16 protein-coding genes are annotated in these 20,449 nt (G+C 68.1%); 8 read left to right on the top strand and 8 right to left on the bottom strand.

The features are described 5' to 3' along the window. Nucleotides 1-68: 68 nt before the first annotated feature. Nucleotides 69-1,559: a di-heme oxidoredictase family protein gene (locus tag ACAM51_RS06590; protein WP_369643057.1), complete on the bottom strand. Its 1,491-nt coding sequence runs from the start codon at nucleotides 1,557-1,559 to the stop codon at nucleotides 69-71. A 2-nt stretch (nucleotides 1,560-1,561) separates the two neighbouring features. Further along, nucleotides 1,562-2,782 (bottom strand): imelysin family protein, encoded by a 1,221-nt coding sequence (locus tag ACAM51_RS06585; protein ID WP_369643056.1) that lies wholly within the window; start codon nucleotides 2,780-2,782, stop codon nucleotides 1,562-1,564. 312 nt (nucleotides 2,783-3,094) lie between these two features. Between ACAM51_RS06585 and ACAM51_RS06580 the strand changes: the two genes are divergently transcribed. Further along, on the top strand, nucleotides 3,095-5,320 hold the full coding sequence (locus ACAM51_RS06580) for a PhoX family phosphatase (RefSeq protein WP_369643055.1): 2,226 nt from the start codon (nucleotides 3,095-3,097) through the stop codon (nucleotides 5,318-5,320). 102 nt (nucleotides 5,321-5,422) lie between these two features. Here ACAM51_RS06580 and ACAM51_RS06575 read toward each other — a convergent pair whose 3' ends face one another. From ACAM51_RS06575 to ACAM51_RS06560, 4 genes are all read right to left on the bottom strand, one after another. Next, nucleotides 5,423-6,127, bottom strand: a complete 705-nt coding sequence (locus tag ACAM51_RS06575; protein ID WP_369643054.1) for an iron dicitrate transport regulator FecR — start codon at nucleotides 6,125-6,127, stop codon at nucleotides 5,423-5,425. Between the two features lie 74 nt (nucleotides 6,128-6,201). Continuing rightward, nucleotides 6,202-7,050, bottom strand: a complete 849-nt coding sequence (locus ACAM51_RS06570; RefSeq protein ID WP_218295679.1) for a BPSS1780 family membrane protein — start codon at nucleotides 7,048-7,050, stop codon at nucleotides 6,202-6,204. A 353-nt stretch (nucleotides 7,051-7,403) separates the two neighbouring features. Then, complete coding sequence (locus tag ACAM51_RS06565; RefSeq protein ID WP_369643053.1) at nucleotides 7,404-8,354, bottom strand: homoserine kinase; 951 nt, start codon at nucleotides 8,352-8,354, stop codon at nucleotides 7,404-7,406. A gap of 105 nt (nucleotides 8,355-8,459) precedes the next feature. Beyond that, a complete protein-coding gene (locus ACAM51_RS06560) occupies nucleotides 8,460-8,819 on the bottom strand; it encodes a hypothetical protein (protein ID WP_218295677.1) in 360 nt (119 codons plus the stop codon). 53 nt (nucleotides 8,820-8,872) lie between these two features. On the opposite strand from ACAM51_RS06560, the gene polA reads away from it, so the two are divergent. Further along, entirely contained in the window at nucleotides 8,873-11,671 is a 2,799-nt protein-coding gene (gene polA / locus ACAM51_RS06555) for a DNA polymerase I (RefSeq protein ID WP_369643052.1), read from the top strand. A gap of 339 nt (nucleotides 11,672-12,010) precedes the next feature. Here polA and ACAM51_RS06550 read toward each other — a convergent pair whose 3' ends face one another. Beyond that, on the bottom strand, nucleotides 12,011-12,910 hold the full coding sequence (locus tag ACAM51_RS06550) for a LysR family transcriptional regulator (RefSeq protein WP_218295675.1): 900 nt from the start codon (nucleotides 12,908-12,910) through the stop codon (nucleotides 12,011-12,013). A 106-nt stretch (nucleotides 12,911-13,016) separates the two neighbouring features. Here ACAM51_RS06550 and ACAM51_RS06545 point away from each other — a divergent pair, with 106 nt between their 5' ends. The 6 genes from ACAM51_RS06545 (at nucleotide 13,017) to ACAM51_RS06520 (ending at nucleotide 18,900) form a co-directional block, all read left to right on the top strand. Continuing rightward, a complete protein-coding gene (locus ACAM51_RS06545; RefSeq protein WP_369643051.1) occupies nucleotides 13,017-13,991 on the top strand; it encodes a Bug family tripartite tricarboxylate transporter substrate binding protein in 975 nt (324 codons plus the stop codon). A 43-nt stretch (nucleotides 13,992-14,034) separates the two neighbouring features. Continuing rightward, a complete protein-coding gene (locus tag ACAM51_RS06540) occupies nucleotides 14,035-14,874 on the top strand; it encodes a substrate-binding domain-containing protein (protein WP_369643050.1) in 840 nt (279 codons plus the stop codon). Nucleotides 14,875-15,021: 147 nt separating this feature from the next. Next, nucleotides 15,022-16,077, top strand: coding sequence for a porin (locus ACAM51_RS06535; RefSeq protein ID WP_369643049.1), 1,056 nt, complete (start codon nucleotides 15,022-15,024; stop codon nucleotides 16,075-16,077). A gap of 215 nt (nucleotides 16,078-16,292) precedes the next feature. Further along, entirely contained in the window at nucleotides 16,293-17,198 is a 906-nt protein-coding gene (gene yghU, locus ACAM51_RS06530) for a glutathione-dependent disulfide-bond oxidoreductase (RefSeq protein WP_369643048.1), read from the top strand. 21 nt (nucleotides 17,199-17,219) lie between these two features. Then, nucleotides 17,220-17,852 (top strand): glutathione S-transferase, encoded by a 633-nt coding sequence (locus ACAM51_RS06525; protein ID WP_218295670.1) that lies wholly within the window; start codon nucleotides 17,220-17,222, stop codon nucleotides 17,850-17,852. 121 nt (nucleotides 17,853-17,973) lie between these two features. Continuing rightward, nucleotides 17,974-18,900 (top strand): LysR family transcriptional regulator, encoded by a 927-nt coding sequence (locus ACAM51_RS06520; RefSeq protein WP_218340050.1) that lies wholly within the window; start codon nucleotides 17,974-17,976, stop codon nucleotides 18,898-18,900. A gap of 54 nt (nucleotides 18,901-18,954) precedes the next feature. Here ACAM51_RS06520 and ACAM51_RS06515 read toward each other — a convergent pair whose 3' ends face one another. Next, nucleotides 18,955-20,169, bottom strand: a complete 1,215-nt coding sequence (locus tag ACAM51_RS06515) for a D-amino acid dehydrogenase (protein WP_369643047.1) — start codon at nucleotides 20,167-20,169, stop codon at nucleotides 18,955-18,957. Between the last annotated feature and the right edge of the window lie 280 nt (nucleotides 20,170-20,449).

Here is a 20,449-nt window from a genome sequence, read left to right as displayed (position 1 = left end):
CCAAGATGAAAACGCGGCACCCTCGGGGGGCAGCGACCACACGGAGTGGGGAGCGTGGGGGTAAATTCTCATAACGACTCCACGAACTTCACGAGCGCGTCACGGTCGGCTTTCTTCATCCTGAGCACCTGGTTCTTGGCCTCCTCGGCCTCGCCGCCGTGCCACAGCACGGCTTCGAGCACGCCGCGCGCACGGCCGTCGTGCAGCAGGCGGGTGTGGCCGTTCACGTCCTTGATCAGGCCCGTGCCCCACAGCGGCGGGGTCTTCCACTGCCGGCCGTTGGCGCCAAAGTCGGGCCGGCCGTCGGCCAGGCGCTCGCCCATGTCGTGCAGCAGCAGGTCGGTGTAGGGCGCTATGCGCTGGCCGTTCAGGGCCTTGCTGGTCAGCTGCGGGAAGGGGCCTTCCTTGGTGACGTAGCTCGGGCGGTGGCAGGTGGCGCACTGGGCCTGCGCAAACAGCGCCTGGCCGCGCAGCACCTGCGCGTCGTTGATGTTGCGACGCGCGGGCGGGGCCAGCGTGGCCTGGTAGAAGATCACGTCGGCCAGGGTCTTGTCGTCGATCTCCACGCCGGGCTGGCCTTGGTCGCCACCGCTCTTGCCGCTCGGGGCGGCCAGGCAGTCCTTCTGCGTGGGCGTGCAGGCCTCTTGCGCGAAGTGGCGCGAGGTGATGCCCATGTCGCCCAGGAAGGCGCCGCCCGTCTGGTGCGCGATGGTGGCCACGTTGGCCTTCCAGCCGAAGCGCCCGACCATCATGCGGCCGGCGGGCCCGTCCCACACCTTGTTGGGCACGCCCTTGATGGGGCCGGGGGCGGCGGCCTGATCGGCGGCGTTGGCCAGGATGTCGGCCTCGGCGATGGCTTCGAGCAGGCCCACGCCGATGATCTGTGGCGCGATGCGCGGGCTCGTCATCACGTCCTTGTGCAGGGGGCCGTAGCCCAGGTCGGCAAAGCCGTAGATGGGCTTTTGCAGCGTGTAGGGCGTGCCGTCGGCGAATCGGCCCTTGATGGTGTCGTAGCGCAGGGTCACGCGGCCTTCGGGCTTGACGCCCTGGATGGCCGCGTTGTTGAACTGGTCGCCGTACACCGGGTCGTGCACCGGCCCGCCGTGCACGTCGGTGCCGGGTATGGACAGGCGGATCAGCAGGGCCACCGTGGGGTCCTTCGTTTCGCCCAGGCGGTTGAAGATCGCTGGCGGCTCGCCCCGGCCGTCCTGCACGTGGCAGCCGCCGCACGAGCGCGCGATGAAGTGCGGGCCGAGGCCGTCGCGCGCCTTGGTGGAGGCGGGCGCCTCCACCCAGTTGCGGCGGAAGAACGAGTTGCCGATGACGAAGCGCGTGCGCTCCTCATCGGTCAGGTTGGCGGCCGGGAACGAGAAGGCGTTGCGCCCGGTGGCGAACACCGTGGTCTCGCCGCCGGTTTTTTCGCCCAGCGGGTCGGGCTGGGGCGCCGCCGTCAACGACTGCAGGCCCAAGCCGCCGAAGCTTGCGAGTGCGACGATGGCGGTGCTGGCTGCCGCCAGGCGCACGGTGCGCCGGCGGGCAATGGCTTGCGCAGGCTTCATGCTCAGGGCTGGACCAGGGTCAGCTTGGTGATGCCGATCGCGTTGGCCGCGGCGACGAGGTCCTTGCTTTGCTGCGTGAGGCTGTCGATGGTCTTCTGGATGCGCTGGCGGCCCGGTGCGTCCTTGCCGCCGATGATCTCGCGGTCGAACGGTGCCTGGATGCCTTCGGCGGCAGCCACCGAGGCCGCGATCTGCTTCGTGGTCTTGTCGGCCAGCGCCGCGTCCTTGGCAGCCACCAGGTCGCGCAGCGATGCGCCCTTGACCACGCTGCCGTCGGCACGCTGGTACTCGCCCAGCCACACGTTCTGGATGCCCTTGGCGTTGGTCACCGCGTCGCGGTGGGTGTTGTCCGAGAAGCACGAGTGCTCGTCTTCCTGGTCCTGGCTGTTCAGGGCCACTTCCAGGCGTTCGCCGGCCAGCTCGCCGCGCGAGAGCGAGCCCAGGCCCACGAGCATCTTGCGAACGGACTCCTGGCCGCCGCGCGCGAAGCGGGTGCCGTAGTTGTTCCTGGCGTCCGGTGCCCAGGCCTTCACCAGCGAGGTGAGGTCGTCGATGAGCAGGTCGGTCACCACGGTCAGGTACTGGCGGCGGCGGTCGGCGTTGGGGGCCTTGCCGTCCACGAAGTCTTCGAAGCTGCGGTCGCCCGGGCCGGTCTCGGACAGGTCCTGGCCCCACAGGAAGAACTCGATGGCATGCCAGCCGGTGGCGATGTTCTCCTCGCCGCCGCGCTCGTTCTGCGCAGACAGGTTCTTCTTGCTGATGACGAACTTGCGGTTGTTCACCAGGCCCGCATTGGGCTTGCCCTGGACGCTGTCGACGAACGATTCGTCCATGGGCCAGGCGTTGATGCGGCCCTCAGGTCCGTTGTCGTTGTCGATGGGCCCGCCGTAGAAGCGGAAGGCCTCGGTCTGGCCGTAGAACTCGCGCGCGGCCAGCCACTTCTTGCGGGCGTCTGCCAGGGTCTCGGCCGAGGGCTTGGCGGTGAAGGCCTGCACGGCCTCGCGCAATGCCTGCGCGCTGGCCAGGGTGTCGCTGTAGTTGGCATGCACCAGCTGCGCGTAGTGCGCCGCCACGGCCTGGGCCGTCACTGCCTGTTTCGCCTGGGCCTGCGGGGCCGCCGCCGGTGCCGTCTGGGCGGCAGCGCCGGTGCTGTAGGCGCAGGCGAAGCTACCCGCGAAAAACGCAGCCCCCAGCAGGGACGTCTTCAGGGAGGGGAATGTCATGCAGTGGTCTCCAGGGAATCACGCGGGCTGCCGCACGGGGCCATGGGCCGGTGGTGGCACCGCGAAGGATGGGTGTGGATGGCGGGGCCGCACTGGCTGGAAGGGGCCTGCGCGCGAGCGTGGGCACAGACGACTGGCTGGGTGGGCGGGGGTGAGAAGGGATTATACAAATGGTAGTGATTCGTATTTGCCGAATTCCCTGGGTCCTGGCCGGGAACGCCTGTCATCAAACCGACGCAAAACCTTCACGGGGATGTCACCCGCGGTTTCTACGCTCCAGGGGTTTTGTAACCAACAACCCGAGGAACCCCCATGACCCACCGCGTGGATACGCCCGAGCAGGCCATCGACTTCAACAACGAAAACGCCAACACCTCCGCCAACCCCACGTTCGACGCGGTGCTGGGCGCCCGCCTGTCGCGCCGTGGCCTGCTGCGCGGCGGCGTGGGCTCCGTCGGCACCACCGTGCTGGCCGGGTTCGGCGTGAGTGCCTGTGGCGGCAGCGACGACCCCGTGGTGACGCCTCCCCCCGCCGGCCCCAAGCTGCTGGGCTTCGGCGCCGTGTCCAAGAGCCTGGCCGACGTGGTGGCCGTGCCCGCGGGCTACACCGCCAGCGTGATCTTCGCGCTGGGCGACCCCATTGCGGCGGGCGTGTCCGCGTACAAGAACGACGGCACCGACGGCGACTTCGACAAGCGCGCCGGCGACCACCATGACGGCATGGAATGGTTCGGCCTGGGCGCCGACGGCAAGCGCAGCGACAACGCCACCGAGCGCGGCCTGCTGGCCATCAACCACGAAGCCACCACCGACGAGAAGCTGTCCTCGTACTTCCTGCACGCCAATGGCGGCACCACCACCTTGCCCCGCCCCGCGGCGGAAATCGACAAGGAAACGGCCATCCACGGCATCGCCGTGATCGAAGTGGCCAAGTCCGGCGGCAAGTGGGCCTACGCGCAGAACTCCGCGTTGAACTTCCGCCTCACGTCGCTCAGCCCCATCGAGATCTCGGGCCCGGCCCGCGGCAGCGCGCAGCTGTTCACCAAGTTCTCGCCCACCGGCACCACCACGCGCGGCACGCTGAACAATTGCGGCACGGGCAAGACGCCCTGGGGCACCTTCCTGACCGGTGAGGAAAACTGGTTCGGCTACTTCACGCGTGGCGCCGCCGACGATGCCGCGCGCGGCAACGACAAGAGCGTGACGGCCCTCAAGCGCTATGGCCGCAACCAGGGCGCCGCATCGCGCCACGGCTGGGAAAGCGGCGGCACCGACGACAAGTACCAGCGCTGGAACAACAGCAAGACCGGCACGTCGGTGGACGGCACGGACGACTACCGCAACGAGATGAACGGCATGGGCTACATCGTCGAGATCGACGCCTACGACAAGACCCGCATGGCCAAGAAGCGCACCGGCCTGGGCCGCTTCGCGCACGAGAGCGCGGCCTTCGGCAAGGTGGTGGCCGGCCAGCCGCTGTCCATCTACATGGGCGACGACTCGCGCGGCGAGTACATCTACAAGTTCGTGTCCACCGCCACGTGGAACCCGGCCGACGCCAACGCCAGCGACCGCCTGGCCATCGGCGACAAGTACCTGGACAGCGGCAAGCTGTACGCCGCCAAGTTCAACGCCGACGGCACCGGCGGCTGGGTGGAGCTGTCGCTCACCAACACCGCCATCAGCGGCTATGCCACCTACAAGTTCGCCGACGCGGCCGACATCGTCATCAACACCCGCCTGGCCGCCGACGCCGTGGGTGCCACGAAGATGGACCGCCCCGAGTGGAACGCCGTGAACCCCGCCAACGGCGAGGTGTACTTCACACTGACCAACAACAGCGCCCGCAGCGCCAACCCTGGCAGCGGCCAGTACCTGCCCGACGCGGCCAACCCCCGCGCCTACACCGACATGAAGGGCACGACCAAGCAGGAAGGCAACCCCAACGGCCACATGGTGCGCCTGAAGGAAGGTGCGTCCGTGTCGGCCTTCACCTGGGACGTGTACCTGTTCGGCGCGGAAGCCAGTGCCGACAAGACGCTGATCAACATCTCGGCCCTGACGGACGACCAGGACTTCTCCAGCCCCGACGGCCTGGCCTTCAGCAAGGCCACGGGCATCTGCTGGATCCAGACCGATGACGGCGCCTACACCGATGCGAGCAACTGCATGATGCTGGCGGCGGTGCCCGGCCAGGTGGGCGACGGCGGCAAGAAGACGCTGACCTACACCAAGGCGGATGGCAGCAAGTTCGACATCGTCTCGCCCGTGGGCAAGGCCGCCACGGCCGACACGCTCAAGCGTTTCCTGGTCGGCCCCAAGGGCTGCGAGATCACGGGCCTGGCCGAAACGCCCGACGGCAAGACGATCTTCGTGAACATCCAGCACCCGGGCGAGTCCACCGGCATGGCCAACCTGGGCGACCCCGCCAAGTTCCAGAGCCAGTGGCCCGCCAACGCCGGCTACGGCGCGGGCAAGCGCCCTCGCTCGGCCACCATCGTGATCACGAAGAACGACGGCGGCAACGTGGGCACCTGACGGGGCGGGGTGAGAGGGAATGGGCCTCTCACCTTCCTTGATGAATTGGTTGCTTGCAGGCCGGCCCAGGGGGCCGGCCTTTTTTGTTTTGGGGGCAGGGGCTCAGTAGTCCGAACCCGGCGGCGGTGGCGGCGGGGCGGGGGGCGAGGGGCGTGCCGGCGTGGCGGCGGGTGTGCCGCTCGCACCGGGCGTCGCGGTGTAACCCATCTGCCCGCTGCCGTCCTTGGTGCCCTTGCGCCCGGCGATCTGCCAGGCCGTGCGCTGGTGGATGAGGCTGGCCAGGAACTCCAGTTCCTCATCGGTGTGGTTGATGGCGCCGGCCGGGGTGAGCAGGCGGCCATTGCGCGGCGCGCTCTCGGCCCAGAACGACTGGTGGTATGACGCCTCGCTGACCAGGCTTTCGGTGCCCGCCGCCAGGTCCACCGTGCCGTAGCAATTGCAGAAGTAGCCCCGGTTGTCCTGATCGGCGAAGACCTCGGCGTACACCCCCGTGCCCCGGATGCCGGCGGTGGCGGTGGGCAGGATCACCTGGCGCTCCGCGCCCCGGCCCCACACGCTGGCCACGGCGCCGCTGACCAGGCGCAGCACCCTGACGGCGGTGGGCGTCTCGCCCTCCAGCGCCACGCGCGAGTTCTGGCGCACCAGGAAGGCGCCGTCGCCCACCGCAAAGACCACGGTGGCGCCGGGCCCGGTTTCAAGGCGGTCTCCCGCGGCGATGCTGTGCTGCGGGGTCAGCGCCTCGCCGTTGCGCAGCACCTGGCCGCGCAGCTCCACGATGTTGCTGCGCGACTGGGCGTGCGCGGCCACCCAGCCGCCCGTGGCTATCCACAGCGCTGCGGCCTGCAGCAGGCCGCGCCGCTGGTACCAGGCCAGGCTCGTCCTCAGTGCGGCCCAGGAGCTGGTGCGGGTGGGGGCGGTGCGTCGTCATGGGGTGGTGCCTCGGAGGCTGGATGGGACGGGGGCTCGAAGCAGTCGCGGAAGGTGAAAACCACCGATGTGAAGAACATGGCCGCCATCACCATCGCGGCCCCCACCATGATGCCGCCCGCGGTCGATCCGGCCAGCCCCGCCGCGGCCAGCAGCGCGGACGCCAGCGTGACCACCACGCCCCCCAGCAGGAACACGCCCAGCCAGCCCAGCCCGTAGACCAGGAACGCGCCAAAGTTGCGCACGCAGGCCACGATGCTGAAGAACAGCGCCTTGACCGGCGGCACGCCGTGCCAGTGCACGAGCCCCGGGGCATGCCAGAACAGCAGCGACAGCGGCAGGTACAGCATCATGGACAGCCACATGGCGCCCTGGAAGGCGGGGTCTTCCGCCACTTCCTTGGTCAGGGCGGCGCCGCCCAGGTACACCCGCGCGAACTGGCCGCCGTCCAGCAGCGCCGACAGGCCCATCACGGCCAGGAAGCCCGCCGCATAGAGGGCGCCGAGCACCAGCATGTCGCGCAGCCGCTGCTGGCCGGTGCGAAACGCCACCAGCAGCACGGCGGGGGTGGGAAACCGCCCCTGCGTGGCTTCCGCCGAGGCCACCATCATGGCCAGCGTGGCCGAGGGCAGCAGCACCAGCGCGATGGCCGGGCCCACCAGCGGAATCAGCGTGGCCAGCGACATGGACGCCATGGTCATGAAGAACAGCGCCGCCAGCGCCATGGGTTGCCGCCAGAACGTCCGGATGCCGAGCTTGACCCAGGCCATGCCGGTGCGGGCGGGGACGATGTGGAGTTTCATGGATGCTTAGGAGGAGAAAAGAGGGTGGGGCCTGCGCCCGGGCACTGCTGGCAGCCGAGAGGCTTCCGCTGGCAGTGCAATGCATAGCTTGGAATTTACCCCAGCGGCCCATTCCGGCCGCGGTGCAAGGGATCCCCCCTGCCGCGAAGGCCCGAACGCGGATTTTCCGCCGGGCCGGTCAAGAAAGGCGCTTCGCGTCTTCGTGCTCCGGTGATCCAGGGCGCTCCGCGTCCGCCGTGGCCCCTGCGGCGGGGTCGGCCCCGGCGCGGAACATGCCGCACGGGCCGCGCCGCCGCGAGCGCGACATCCCCGTGGCGGGGGCGGGCGCCACGGGCGGCTCCAGGGGCTTCATCTCAGGCGTGCACGGGCTGCGCAATGCGGGCGCGCAGCACCCGCTCGAAGTGCGTGGGGTCGTGGGGCGTCAGCATCGAGGCTTCGCGCGGCAGGTGGAAGTCCCACAGGCGCGAGATCCAGAACCGCAGGGCGCCCGCGCGCAGCATGGCGGGGAGCAGTTCGCGCTCGGCCGCCGTGAGCGGGCGCACGGCCTGGTAGGCGTCGAGCATGCGGGTGGCGCGCCCGGCATCGTGCTGGCCCGTGGCGAGGTCGATGCACCAGTCGTTCAGGCACACGGCCAGGTCGAACAGCCAGGTGTCCACGCCCGCGAAGTAGAAGTCGAAGAAGCCGGTGAGCTCTTCGCCCTCGAACATCACGTTGTCGCGGAACAGGTCGGCGTGCACGGGGCCGCGCGGCAGGGCCGCGTAGGCGGCGCCGGCGGCCACATGGTTCTGGTAGGCCAGTTCGGAGCGCAGCAGGGCGGCCTGGGTTGCGCCGACGTGCGGCAACACCACCGGCACCGTTTCGTTCCACCAGGGCAGGCCGCGCAGGTTGGGCTGATGGCGGTCGAAGTCGCGGCCCGCCAGGTGCATGCGGGCGAGCATCGTGCCCACGGCGGCGCAATGCGCGGCCTGCGGCGCCAGCTGGCTCTTGCCGCGCAGCTTGTTCACCACGGCGGCGGGCTTGCCACACACGGTGTGCAGGATGTCGCCGTCCTGGTCGGCGCGCGGATCGGGCACGGGCACGCCACCGTGCGCCAGGTGCTTCATCAGGTACAGGTAGAACGGCAGCTGCGCGGCGGTGAGGCGCTCGAACAGCGTCAGCACGAACTCGCCCTGGTCGCTGGTGAGAAAGTAGTTAGTGTTCTCGATGCCACCCTCGATGCCGCGCAGCGCCACCAGCTCACCCAGTTGCAAACGGCGCAGCAGCTCGCGCGCCTCGGTGTTGGAGACTTCGGTAAAGACGGCCATCGCTCAGGGGGGTTACAAAGAAATGAAAAACTGACAGCAAAAGGGCAGGGCGTGCAGCGGCTTCATGGGGGCAGCGCGGTGGCGCTGCCCGGCGCCGCAGGGGCCTCAGAACTTCAGCACGTTCCAGACGCGCGGGGCGGTGGTGGTCTCCGCGCCGCTGTTGCTGCCCGCGCGGCTGCGGGCGCCGTCGGGCGACTGCACTTCATAGCCGGGCAGGTTGCCGGTCTTGGGCTGCACGGAAATGATCTGGGTCTGGCCGCCCACGCGCAGCTCATCCACGCGGTTGCCCGCGTCTTCGACATGGATGCGCTCGGTGCGCTGGTTGGAACGGCCTGCAGGTTGCTCCTGGTTTGAGAGCGCCTCGCGCGTGTCTGCCGTGCCCTGGGGGGCATTTTGGCTTGAACTCTGGGCCAGGGCGGTGCCGGAGGCAATGCCCAGCAGCAAAAGGAGGTGAAGAGCGCGCATGGGGCGATTGTAGGGCGCGGGCTGGGCGGGGCTTGGCCGTGCACAATTGCCGCATGAGCAACAAAAAGACCCTGGTGCTGGTGGACGGCTCCAGCTACCTCTACCGCGCCTTCCACGCCATGCCCGACCTGCGGGCCGTGCCGGGCGACCCCACCAGCGCCGCCACGGGCGCCATCCGGGGCATGATCAACATGATGCAGGCCCTGCGCAAAGAGGTGACGGCCGACTATGCCGTGTGCGTGTTCGACGCATCGGGCCCCACCTTCCGCGATGCCTTGTACACCGAATACAAGGCCACGCGCTCGCCCATGCCAGACGACCTGCGCAGCCAGATCGAGCCCATCCACGAGGTGGTGGACCTGCTGGGCTGGAAGGTGGTGGCCGTGCCCGGCGTAGAGGCCGATGACGTGATCGCCACCTTGGCCAACGCAGCAGCCGCACAGGGCATTGAGGTCATTGTGTCCAGTGGCGACAAAGATTTGAGCCAGCTGGTCAACGAGCACATCACCATCATCGACACCATGAGCGGCAAGCGCCGCGACGTGGCGGGCGTGACGGCAGAGTTTGGCGTGCCACCCACGCTGATGGTGGACTACCAGGCCCTGGTGGGCGACACCGTGGACAACGTGCCCGGCGTGACCAAGGTAGGCCCCAAGACCGCCGCCAAGTGGCTGGAAGAATACGGCTCGCTCGATAACCTGATTGCCAACGCCGACGCCATCAAGGGCGCGGCGGGCAACAATCTGCGCGAGGCGATTGCCAGCGGTCAGCTGGCATTGAGCCGTCAGCTTGTCACCATGAAGACCGATTGCGCGCTGGCCGACTACATCCCCGGCCTGCCTGCGTTTGACGACATCACGCTGGACGCGCCAGACAACACCGGCTTGCTGCCGTTTTACGAAAAGTATGGCTTCAAGGGCCTGGCCAGCGCGATCAAGGGCGCAGCGGCCCCCGCCACCACAGCTCCCACCGTTGCCATGCCCGGTCAAAGTGGTGATCTGTTTGCCGACCACTCGGCCAGCACCGTGGCCGAAGAAGCCCAGCACCGCACCGTGGTGTACGACACCATCCTCAACTGGGCCGACTTTGACCAGTGGCTGGAACGCCTGCACAAGGCCCCGCTGGCGGCGATCGACACTGAAACCGATTCGCTCGACGAGATGCGTGCGCAGATCGTGGGCATTTCCTTCAGTGTGCAGCCCGGCGAGGCCGCCTACATACCGCTGCGGCATGAAGGCCCCGACGCACCCGCGCAGCTGCCGATGGACGAGGTGCTGGCCCGCCTCAAGCCCTGGCTGGAGAACGCCAGGCACCACAAGCTGGGCCAGCACATCAAGTACGACCGCCATGTGTTCGCCAACCACGGCATCGAGGTGCAGGGCTACGCACACGACACCATGCTGCAAAGCTACGTGCTCGAAGTGCACAAGCCCCACAACCTGACCAGCCTGGCCGAGCGCCACACCGGCCGCAAGGGCATCACCTATGAAGACCTGTGCGGCAAGGGCGCGCACCAGATCCCGTTTGCCCAGGTGCCCGTGGACAAGGCCGCCGCCTACTCGTGCGAAGACTCGGACCAGACCCTGGACGTGCACAACGCGCTGTGGCCGCTGCTGCAGGCGGACGACAAGCTGCGCTTCATCTACGAGCTGGAGATGCAGAGCAGCGAGGCGCTGTACCGCATCGAGCGCAACGGCGTGCTGATCGATGCGCCCACCCTGGCCACGCAGAGCCACGAGCTGGGCCAGCGCATCCTGCAGCTCGAAACCGAGGCGTACGAAATCGCAGGCCAGCCCTTCAACCTGAGCAGCCCCAAGCAACTGGGCGAAATCTTCTTCGACAAGCTGGGCATGCCCGTGGTCAAAAAGACCGCCACCGGCGCGCGCAGCACCGACGAAGAGGTGCTGGAAAAACTGGCCGAGGACTACCCCCTGCCCGCCAAGCTGCTGGAGCACCGATCCTTGAGCAAGCTCAAAGGCACCTACACCGACAAGCTGGCCCAGCTGGCGCTGCCGCGCACGGGCCGCGTGCACACCCACTACGCGCAGGCCGTGGCGGTGACGGGCCGCCTGTCGAGCAACGACCCCAACCTGCAGAACATCCCCATCCGCACCCCCGAAGGCCGCCGCGTGCGCGAGGCCTTCGTCGCTCCCGCGGGCCGCGTGATCGCCAGCGCCGACTACTCGCAGATCGAGCTGCGCATCATGGCCCACCTCAGCGGCGACCACTCGCTGCTGCACGCCTTCCACGCCGGGCTGGACGTGCACCGCGCCACCGCCGCCGAAGTGTTTGGGGTGGAGGTCGATCAGGTCACCAGCGAGCAACGCCGCTACGCCAAGGTCATCAACTTTGGCCTGATCTACGGCATGAGCAGCTTCGGCCTGGCCAAGAACTTAGGGATAGAAACCAAGGCCGCTGCCGCCTACATCGACAAGTACTTCCAGCGCTACCCCGGCGTGAAGCAGTACATGGACGACACCAAGGCCGCCGCCAAGTCCATGGGCTATGTCGAAACCGTGTTTGGCCGTCGCCTGTACCTGCCCGAGATCAACTCCCCCAACGGCCCCCGCCGCGCAGGGGCTGAGCGCGCTGCCATCAACGCCCCTATGCAAGGTACGGCGGCCGATCTGATCAAGCTGGCGATGGTGGCGGTTCAGAAGGAGCTGGACGCGCACAAGCCGGGCATCCAAATGATCATGCAGGTGCACGACGAACTGGTGTTCGAGCTGCCCGAGGGCGAGGTGGACTGGCTCAAGAGTCACATCCCGCGCCTGATGGCGGAGGTGGCTGCGCTGAAGGTGCCGCTGCTGGCCGAGGTGGGGGTGGGGGCGAATTGGGACAAGGCCCACTGAGGCCCAGGAGAGAACCGACGCGGGGAGGCAGAAATTTCGGTATTTTTGCCCCGGCGCTCATCCAGCAATCGCTGGCAGCTATCAAATTTTATGTCGTTGCCTTCGTCGCCGTCTCGCTGGAGAGACAAGCGGCTAGTTAGCTGCTCGCAAGACCCGTTTACGCCCTGGGTGAGAACACGAACAGCCGACCTTCGAAGTGAAGTGGTACTCCAAAGACAAGCCTCTCCAGGTTCGGAAGGTGCAGCCAGCATCAAGCCCGCATCGCTGGTGCGCCGTGTGACGGTGAATTGCCCGTGGGTAAGCCACACCAGAGTACGCATTGCGGCTGCCGGGTCTTCCTCAACCCGCGCCGTGCAACTGCTTCACCCGTGCCCTCAACGCGTCAGCCGCGGGTGACAGCACACGGTCGCGCCGCTGCAGCAGACCCAGGGTGCGCCACAAGTCGGGTGCGCTGAGGGGCACGCCGCAGACCTCGGCGTGAGCAGGCGGCAGTGCCAGCTGGGGCAGAACGGCCAGCCCCAGGCCACCTTCCACCAGGGCCAGCGCGCCCGCCACGTGATTGCATTCGTACCAAGCCACCGGTTGCTCGGGCAGGTCGGCCGTGGCCTGGTCCAGCAGCAGGCGGTTGGCGCTGTCGCGCGATACCGACACCAGCCGCATCCCGGCCAGTTCGGCCCAGGGCACTTCCTTGCGCTTGGCCCAGCGGTGGCTGCGCGGCATGGCCAGCATGTAGCGCTCTTTGGTCAGGGCTTCAAAGCGAACGGCAGACTCCTGACTTCCCGTGAAGCTGAGCCCGAAATCGGCCGCGCCGCTGAGCACGGCGTCCAGGACCTGGCTTGCGCTTTCGTCCATGACATGCACCTGCACTTCAGGTTGCGCGACTGCAAAGCCGCGCAGCACACGGGGCAGGAGATGGCTTGCCACCGACGGGATGCAAGCAATCGTGACCCGCCCCCGGCGCAGGTGTACCTGGTCGCTCACGCGCTGCACGGCCGCATCCAGCCCGGCCAGCGCGGTGCGAGCCTCGTGCAGAAACTCCTGGCCGATGGCGGTCAGTTCCACGCTGCGGGTGGTGCGCTCCAGCAGTCGCACGCCCAGGGCCAGCTCCAGCCGCTCCACGCGCCGGCTCAAGGCGGGTGCCGACAGGCACAGCGCTTCGGCGGCAAGCCGGAAGCTCGCCTTCTCCGCGGTGGCCACGAATGCCTGCAGTTCACCCATATCGAATTTGATGCGTGCCATGCAACAGTCGCTCCTTAAATTGCAATTCACAGACCATTGTGCCCTGCCTAGACTTGCGCTCCTAGCAAGGCCGACCGTGCTTCGGCCGCTTCTGGAAATCACCGACATGCAACGACGTTCACTGATCGCGGCGGCCACCCTCGCGGTCAGCCTTGCGCTGGCCCACACCACAGCCCAGGCTCAAGACTTCCCTCCCAAAAAGCCGGTCACCCTGGTCGTGGGCTTTGCCGCCGGCGGTTCGGCGGATATCGCTGCGCGGCTGATTGCCAAGAAGCTGGGCGAAAACATTGGCCAGAGCGTGGTGGTGGACAACAAGCCGGGCGCGGGCGGCAATCTGGCGCACACGCAGGTCGCCACCGGTCCATCGGATGGTTCGGTGTTGCTGTTTGGATCGATCGGGCCGCTCACCATCGCGCCCCATTTCATGGCCGTGCGCTACGACCCGCTCAAGGATCTGTCGCCCATCACCATGGGAGTGAGCTTTCCCAATGTGCTGGTGGTGCCGGCCAGCACCGGCATCAAGACCCTGGGCGAATTCGTGGCGAAGGCCAAGCGTGAGCCCGGTAAGCTCGACTTTGCCTCGACCGGCCCTGGGTCTGCTTCCCACCTGGCGGGCGAGCTGCTCAACGATGTGGCCAAGATCGATACCGTGCATGTGCCCTACAAAGGGGGTGCCCCGGCGCTGCAGGATGTGCTGGGCGAGCGGGTCACGTCGTTTTATGCGGCCCCTCCAACGGCGCTGCCCCACATCGAATCGGGCAAGCTGGTGCCGCTGGCCACCACCGGGCTGACCCGCCCCGCCTACCTGCCCAATGTGCCCACGGTGGCCGAGACGTTCCCGGGCTTCAATGCCACCAACTGGTATGCGTTCGTGGCTTCGGCCAAAACGCCCAAGCCGTTGCTCGACCGCTGGAATGTCGAGCTGGTGAAGGTGCTCAACACCCCCGAGGTACGCGAAAACCTCCTCAAGCACGGCCAGACGGCTGCGCCCGGCACGCGGGAAGAACTGGGCAAGTTCATCGCGGCAGAGCACGGCAAGTGGGGCCGCATCGTGCGCGAGCGAAAGATCACTGCGGACTGAGGCGCAGCGCCCCGCATTCCAACAAGACATCAGGAGACAAGACATGCAATCCGTCCATTCGACGACTACCCGGTCCCCGCGGGCGCCGCGCCGACGATTCCTGAACGCCATGCTGGGCACCGCGCTGGCGGTGGGCCTGGGCATGGCGGGCGCCGTGCCGGCCAGCGTCCAGGCCGCAGAGATCCGCGTGGTCACATCGGGCGGCTTCTCGGCTGCGTACGACCAGTTGATCCCGCTGTACGAGCAGGCCACCGGCCACAAGGTGGTCACGGAGCGGGGTGCATCCATGGGCAACGCGCCCGATTCGATCCCGAGCCGTTTTGCCCGCAACGAGCAGTTCGATATCGTCATCCTGGCCGATTCGGGCCTGGAGGCACTCATTGCCCAGGGCAAGGTGCAGCAGGGCAGCCGCGTGGATCTCGCGCGTTCGATGATCGGCATGAGCGTGCGCAAGGGCACGCCCAAGCCCGACATCAGCACGGTCGATGCGCTCAAGAAGACGCTGCTCGATGCCAAATCCATCGCCTACTCGGCCAGCGCGAGCGGCGTCTATCTGTCGACCGAATTGTTCCCGCGTCTGGGTGTCGCGGAGCAGATCAAGGACAAGGCCACCAAGATATTCAGCGAACGCGTGGGCGCGGTGGTGCTGCGCGGCGATGCCGAGATCGGCTTTCAGCAGGTGAGTGAGCTGTTGCCGTTCAAGGAGCTGGAGTTTGTCGGCCCGTTGCCGGACGAAGTGCAGCAGCGCGTGTTTTTCTCGGCCGGGGTGGCGGCTGGGTCGGCCAATCCGGAAGCGGCCCGCCATCTGATCCGCTTCCTTTCGGCGTCGGCTGCAGCACCCATCATCCGCAGTACCGGCATGGAGCCCGCCACCGCTCGCTGACGCGGCGACTCCCGGCACCGCCCAGGCACGCCCCCTGCGCCCGGGGCGCATGCCCCTTCCTGCGCGCACCTCAGACACGACAGGCACCGGCTTTGCACGGTGCGGCTGGCGGCTGCGCGCACATCACGACAACGACAAAAGAGTCCTATGACCCGCTTGATTCCTGTCCTCGTCGCCGCACTGAGTGTGCCGGCCTTCGCATTTGCCCAGCAGGGTGGCCCCACCGTGTATGGCATCGTCGACGCCAGCGTGCGGCACACCTCGGGCATGACCTCCGCCAACGCACCGGCCGCCGGCCTGGCCAGCGGGGTCGACAACACCAGCCGCATCGGGTTCCGCAGCCGCGAGGACCTGGGCGATGGCATGTACGCGCTCTTCAACCTGGAGACGGGCCTGAACGTGGACACGGGCAGCACGGCCAACGTCACCAAGTTCTTTGATCGAGCCGCCATCGTTGGCGTCGGTGGTTCGTGGGGGCAGGTCACCCTTGGGCGTCAGACCAATCTGCTGGCCGATGCCGTCAGCCCGGTGGATGCCGTGGGTATGCGCTTTGCGGCCTTCAATCCCAACATCGTCACTGCGGCCTTGAGCAACCACGGCCTCGGGGTGGAGTACGGTGCCACCGGGTCTTCCAGCGGGTCGTACCGGCTGGACAACTCCTTCAAATACACCGGTTTCTTCGGTCCGGTCACGGCCCGGGCGATGTACAGCGTGGGTGAAAACGCCGGGTCCACCGCCGCCCAGCACTCGGCCGGTGCCGGCCTGGCGTACACGGCCGGGGGCTGGGTCATCTCGGGGGCTTTCCAGCGGCTCACCACGGCGGCAGACCTGCCGCTGCGTGCCGCCACGCTGGGCGCTGCCTACCAGTCCGGCAGCGTGCGCCTGGCGGTCAACACCGCGCGCAGCCATGCGCAGACGTCAGCAGCGGCCCGCACCGGGCAGCGCACCCATTCGGCCGGCGCCACCTGGTCGGCGACGAACACGATCGACCTCACAGCGGCGTGGTATCGCGTGGAGCGCGAGCGCACCGGGGCCAGGGAGGACGGGTACAGCCGGACCATGCTGTTTGCAGAATATAAATTCTCACGCCGTACCAAGCTCTACGCCGAGCTGGACCGTACCCGCTGGCGCGCGGGCTACCAGGGCGCGGCCGCCAAGAGCCGAGCCACCGGGATCAGCAGCGGCATCGCGCATACGTTCTGAGCCGCGCCGCGGTCCTCCGGTGCGGGCCGCCGAGGCTGCCTGGTCGACCCCGCTCTGCGGTGCCCCCGACATGCCCTGCTCCATGAAAGAGTCTGGAAGCGGACGCCGGAAAGGGCATGGGTGGTAGCCATGCAGGCGTGCAGGGTCGCCGCTAAACTTGTGAGGCAACCCGTGGCCGCATGGCCGCCTCTCCCACATTTGCCTGGAGCCCCTGCATGCCCGATCCCACCCCCTACACCCCACCCGCTATCTGGCAATGGAACAAGGAAAACGGTGGCCGTTTCGCCAGCATCAACCGGCCCATTGCTGGTGCCACGCACGACAAGGAATTGCCCGTGGGGCGGCACCCGCTGCAGCTGTATTCGCTGGGCACGCCCAATGGCGTGAAGGTGACGGTGATGCTGGAAGAGCTGCTCGCGCTGGGCCACAGCGGCGCGGAGTACGACGCGTGGCTGATTCGCATCAACGAGGGGGAGCAGTTCGGTAGCGGGTTTGTTTCTGTGAACCCCAACTCCAAGATCCCCGCGCTGCTGGACCGCACCGACGCCGCCAACCCGGTGCGGGTGTTCGAGTCCGGTGCCATCCTGATGTACCTGGCCGAGAAGTTCGGCAGCGCCTTCTTGCCCAAGGATGGCGCGGCGCGGGCCGAGTGCCTGTCGTGGCTGTTCTGGCAGATGGGCAGTGCGCCGTTTGTGGGCGGCGGATTTGGGCATTTCTATGCCTATGCGCCGGTCAAGATCGAATATGCGATTGACCGCTATGCGATGGAGGCCAAGCGCCAGCTGGATGTGCTGAACCAGCGCCTGGCAGTGACCGAGTATGTGGCGGGGGATGAGTACACGGTGGCGGACATCGCGATCTGGCCCTGGTATGGCTTGCTGGTGAAAGGGCAGGCCTACAACGCCGGCGAGTTCTTGCAAGTGCACGAGTACACGCATGTGGTGCGCTGGGCCGAGCAAGTTGCCAAGCGCCCGGCGGTGCAGCGCGGGCGCAAGGTCAACCGCGTCAATGGCGACCCGGCCAGCCAGTTGCGCGAGCGGCATGACGCCAGCGACTTTGACACCAAGACGCAGGACAAGATCGAGGCGGCGGCAGCAGCAGCTTCTTCACCCGCACGCTGAGTTTTCTTGCAAGGCGTCACCATGATCACTTTGTACGACTGCGCCACCGCGCCCAGCCCGCGCCGTGCGCGCATCCTGCTGGCAGAAAAGGGCGTTGCCCACGACACCGTGCAGGTGGACCTGCGCAATGGCGAGCAACTGGGCGAGGCCTACCGTCAGATCAACCCGCAGTGCACGGTGCCCGCGTTGCGCACCGAAGAGGGTTTGCTGCTGACCGACAACGCGGCGATCACCGCGTATCTCGAAGCGCGCTACCCGCAGCCTGCACTGCTGGGCGAGACGCCGGCAGAGAAGGCCGAGATCGCCAGCTGGAACTGGCGCATGGAGTTCGAGGGCCTGCAGGCCATTGCCGAGGCGCTGCGCAACAGCGCGCCCGCCATGGCCAACCGGGCGCTGCCGGGCGCGGTGGACTATCCGCAGATCCCGGCCCTGGCCGAGCGTGGGCTGGTGCGGGTGGGGCAGTTCTTTCAGCTGCTCAACGAGCGCCTGGCGGGGCGCGACTTCATGGCCACCGACCGCTTCAGCGTGGCCGACATCACGGCCGTGGTGGCGGTGGATTTTGCGCGCGTGGTCAAGCACAAGCCGGGCGAGCAGCACCCGCACCTGCTGCGCTGGCGCGCGGCCATGGCGGCGCGGCCGTCGATGTCGTTGTAGCTGTAGCTGAGAGAACCGTTACGGCCGCCAGCTAACCGCCCGACCGGGCTGCCGCAGCCCGTTTCCGCAATGGGGAGATTCAAGGATTGCGTGCCCGGCGCGTTCCTTGCATCGTTGCACCATGCGCCTTCGCCACATAGAAGTTTTCAACGCCGTCATGCTCACCGGCAGTGTGAGCGCGGCGGCCCGCCTCATCAACGTCACCCAGCCCGCCGTGAGCCGCATCCTGGCCCACGCGGAGCTGCAGCTCGGTTTTCCGCTGTTCCACCGCCTCAAGGGCCGGCTGGTGCCCACCACCGAGGCGCAGACCCTCTACCCCCACATCGAGCGCCTGTTCACCCAGCTCGACGACGTGCAGCGCCTGGCCAACAGCCTGAAGAGCGACCGGCGCGAAGGCGAGCTGCACATCCTGAGCGTGCTGGCGCTGAGCTACGAAGTGCTGCCGCGCGCGCTGCGGTTCTTTCGCCAGGCGCACCCGGATGTGGTGATCACCATCGATGCGCTGCATTCGCCCCAGATCGTCTCGGCCCTGGTGCTGCAGGAAGCCGACGTGGGCTTCGTGTTCAGCGCCGTGGCGCACCCCTCGCTCACGCAGGAGCACCTGGCCGATGGGCGCATGCTCTGCGTGGCGCCCAAGGGCATGCTCGATGCGGCGCTGGTGCGCTCGGGCACCGTGCACCTGGCCGATCTGGTGGAGACGCCCGTGGTGCGCCTGGACGTGCGCGACCCCATCGGCACCGTGGTCAACCATGCATGCCGCGAAGCGGGCGTGGGCCTGAAGACGGCGATCACCGTGCAGACTTACCACGCGGCGCTGGCGCTGGCGCACCACGGGCATGCGGTGGCGGTGGTGGATGCGTGCACCGCCGCATCGGCGGACCGCGGCAAGGTCGACGTGCTGGCGCTCGCGCCCCATATCGCCGTGCCCATCAAGTCGCTGCGCACCGTGAACCGGCCCAGCTCGCTGCTGGCCAGCGCCATGACGCGTTGCATGCGCCAGGCGGTGGCCGAGACCATGGAATCCGTGGGCCTGCCCGTGGCCGATTGAGCTGGCGGCGCGCTCCCGCAGCCCGCCGTGGCGGGCACGGGCAGCGCCGTACGCTCAGGCCGGCGCGAGCAGCTGCGCCACCTGGGCCGCGGTGCCGAACGCGAGGGTGAAACCCAGGGCGCCGTGCCCCGTGTTCAGCAGCAGGTTGGCGGGCGCACGGACATGGCGGCCCACCACGGGCACGCCGGTGGGCGTGGCCGGGCGCATGCCCGTCCAGGGGCGCAGCTCGCCAAAGTCGCTGCAGCGTGGAAAGACCGCGCTCGTGGCCTGGCACAAGCTGCGGATGCGCGCGGGAGGAATCTGCGCATCGTGCCCCACCAGTTCCGCCATGCCCGCCACGCGCAGGCGCTGGCCGATGCGCGCGAACACCACTTTGCGCGCCGCATCGGTCACGTTGACGCGTGGCGCGGCGCCCGCGTCGCCCCTGGCATCGAGCGTGATGCTGTAGCCCTTGAGCGGGTAGACCGGGAGGCGAACGCCCAGTGTCCGCGCCACGGCATGGCTGGCACTGCCCAAGGCCAGCACGAACTGCCGCGCCTCGATGGCCCCCTGGCTGGTGTGGACGGCGTGGATGTGCTGCCCCTCGCGCACGAAGTCCTCCACCCGGGCGCCGAGCACGAAGCACACGCCGCGCGCAGCAAGCAGGTCCTGCAGGCCCTGGCAGACCTTGAGGCAATCGGCCGCGCATTCGCTGGGCGTGTGGATGGCGCCCGCGATGTGGCGCTCGTAATGGGCGAGGGCGGGTTCCAGCTCCACGCACCGCGCGGCGGACACGGCCTCCTGCGGGCGGCCCCAGGGGCGCTGCAGTTCCATCTGCCGGCGCGCGCCCGCGAGGCCCGCGGGCGTGTCGTACAGCACCAGCTTGCCGGTGGTCGAAAAGTCGCAGTCGAGCTGCTCGGCCCGCAGCATGGCCTCGAACCGGTGGCGGCTCAGCGCGGCCAGATCGAGCAGTTGCCGGGTGCTCTGCTCCGACGTGCGCCGGTTGCAGGCGCGCAGGAACGCCACGCCCCAGCGCCACTGGTGGGGGTCCCACTGCGGGCGCAGCTTGAGCGGGGACTGGGGCGACAGCAGCAGCCGGGGCAGCTGGGCCCAGATGCCCGCGTCCGCGAGCGGCTGCACGTAGCTGTAGCTCAGCTGCGCACCGTTGCCGCCGCTGGCGCCGGCGCCGGGCTGGGCCTGGTCGACCACGGTCACCTGCATGCCGCGCTGGTGGAGTTCATACGCGGTGGCCAGGCCGACGATGCCTGCGCCGAGGACACATACCTGCATCTTGTGGGCTTTTTGGTGGATGGAAGCGCAATGTAGGGCGCGGGCCGGCGCCTGAACAATGCCAATGCGCGGGGCAGCCATGCCGGGAAGTTATGTAGATGCGCGCACGGGAAGGGGGCGCGCGGGTGCGGAAGTTGCGAGGGCCTCGTGGAAAGAGGCACGCGGATGGTGCGATGGCGTGCACCAGTCTGGCGGCATAACTTTTCGTCATGGCCTACCCGTGCAAATGAATTGTTCAAGGGCGGCGCAAATTCCTACAGTGCCCCTGCGTCCGGATTTT

Source organism: Acidovorax sp. A79, from assembly GCF_041154505.1.
GTDB lineage: Bacteria > Pseudomonadota > Gammaproteobacteria > Burkholderiales > Burkholderiaceae_C > Acidovorax.
This window is presented reverse-complemented; position numbering and strand designations above follow the sequence as displayed.

Bases quoted from the DNA above. Each gene is read 5' to 3' on its own strand.
- ACAM51_RS06520 (WP_218340050.1), top strand. From the start codon at position 17,974: ATGCGCCTTCGCCACATAGAAGTTTTCAACGCCGTCATGCTCACCGGC.
- ACAM51_RS06540 (WP_369643050.1), top strand. From the start codon at position 14,035: ATGCAATCCGTCCATTCGACGACTACCCGGTCCCCGCGGGCGCCGCGC.
- ACAM51_RS06570 (WP_218295679.1), bottom strand. From the start codon at position 7,050: ATGAAACTCCACATCGTCCCCGCCCGCACCGGCATGGCCTGGGTCAAG.
- ACAM51_RS06545 (WP_369643051.1), top strand. From the start codon at position 13,017: ATGCAACGACGTTCACTGATCGCGGCGGCCACCCTCGCGGTCAGCCTT.
- polA (WP_369643052.1), top strand. From the start codon at position 8,873: ATGAGCAACAAAAAGACCCTGGTGCTGGTGGACGGCTCCAGCTACCTC.
- ACAM51_RS06535 (WP_369643049.1), top strand. From the start codon at position 15,022: ATGACCCGCTTGATTCCTGTCCTCGTCGCCGCACTGAGTGTGCCGGCC.
- ACAM51_RS06515 (WP_369643047.1), bottom strand. From the start codon at position 20,169: ATGCAGGTATGTGTCCTCGGCGCAGGCATCGTCGGCCTGGCCACCGCG.
- ACAM51_RS06550 (WP_218295675.1), bottom strand. From the start codon at position 12,910: ATGGCACGCATCAAATTCGATATGGGTGAACTGCAGGCATTCGTGGCC.
- ACAM51_RS06560 (WP_218295677.1), bottom strand. From the start codon at position 8,819: ATGCGCGCTCTTCACCTCCTTTTGCTGCTGGGCATTGCCTCCGGCACC.
- ACAM51_RS06590 (WP_369643057.1), bottom strand. From the start codon at position 1,559: ATGAAGCCTGCGCAAGCCATTGCCCGCCGGCGCACCGTGCGCCTGGCG.
- ACAM51_RS06565 (WP_369643053.1), bottom strand. From the start codon at position 8,354: ATGGCCGTCTTTACCGAAGTCTCCAACACCGAGGCGCGCGAGCTGCTG.
- ACAM51_RS06525 (WP_218295670.1), top strand. From the start codon at position 17,220: ATGATCACTTTGTACGACTGCGCCACCGCGCCCAGCCCGCGCCGTGCG.
- yghU (WP_369643048.1), top strand. From the start codon at position 16,293: ATGCCCGATCCCACCCCCTACACCCCACCCGCTATCTGGCAATGGAAC.
- ACAM51_RS06580 (WP_369643055.1), top strand. From the start codon at position 3,095: ATGACCCACCGCGTGGATACGCCCGAGCAGGCCATCGACTTCAACAAC.
- ACAM51_RS06585 (WP_369643056.1), bottom strand. From the start codon at position 2,782: ATGACATTCCCCTCCCTGAAGACGTCCCTGCTGGGGGCTGCGTTTTTC.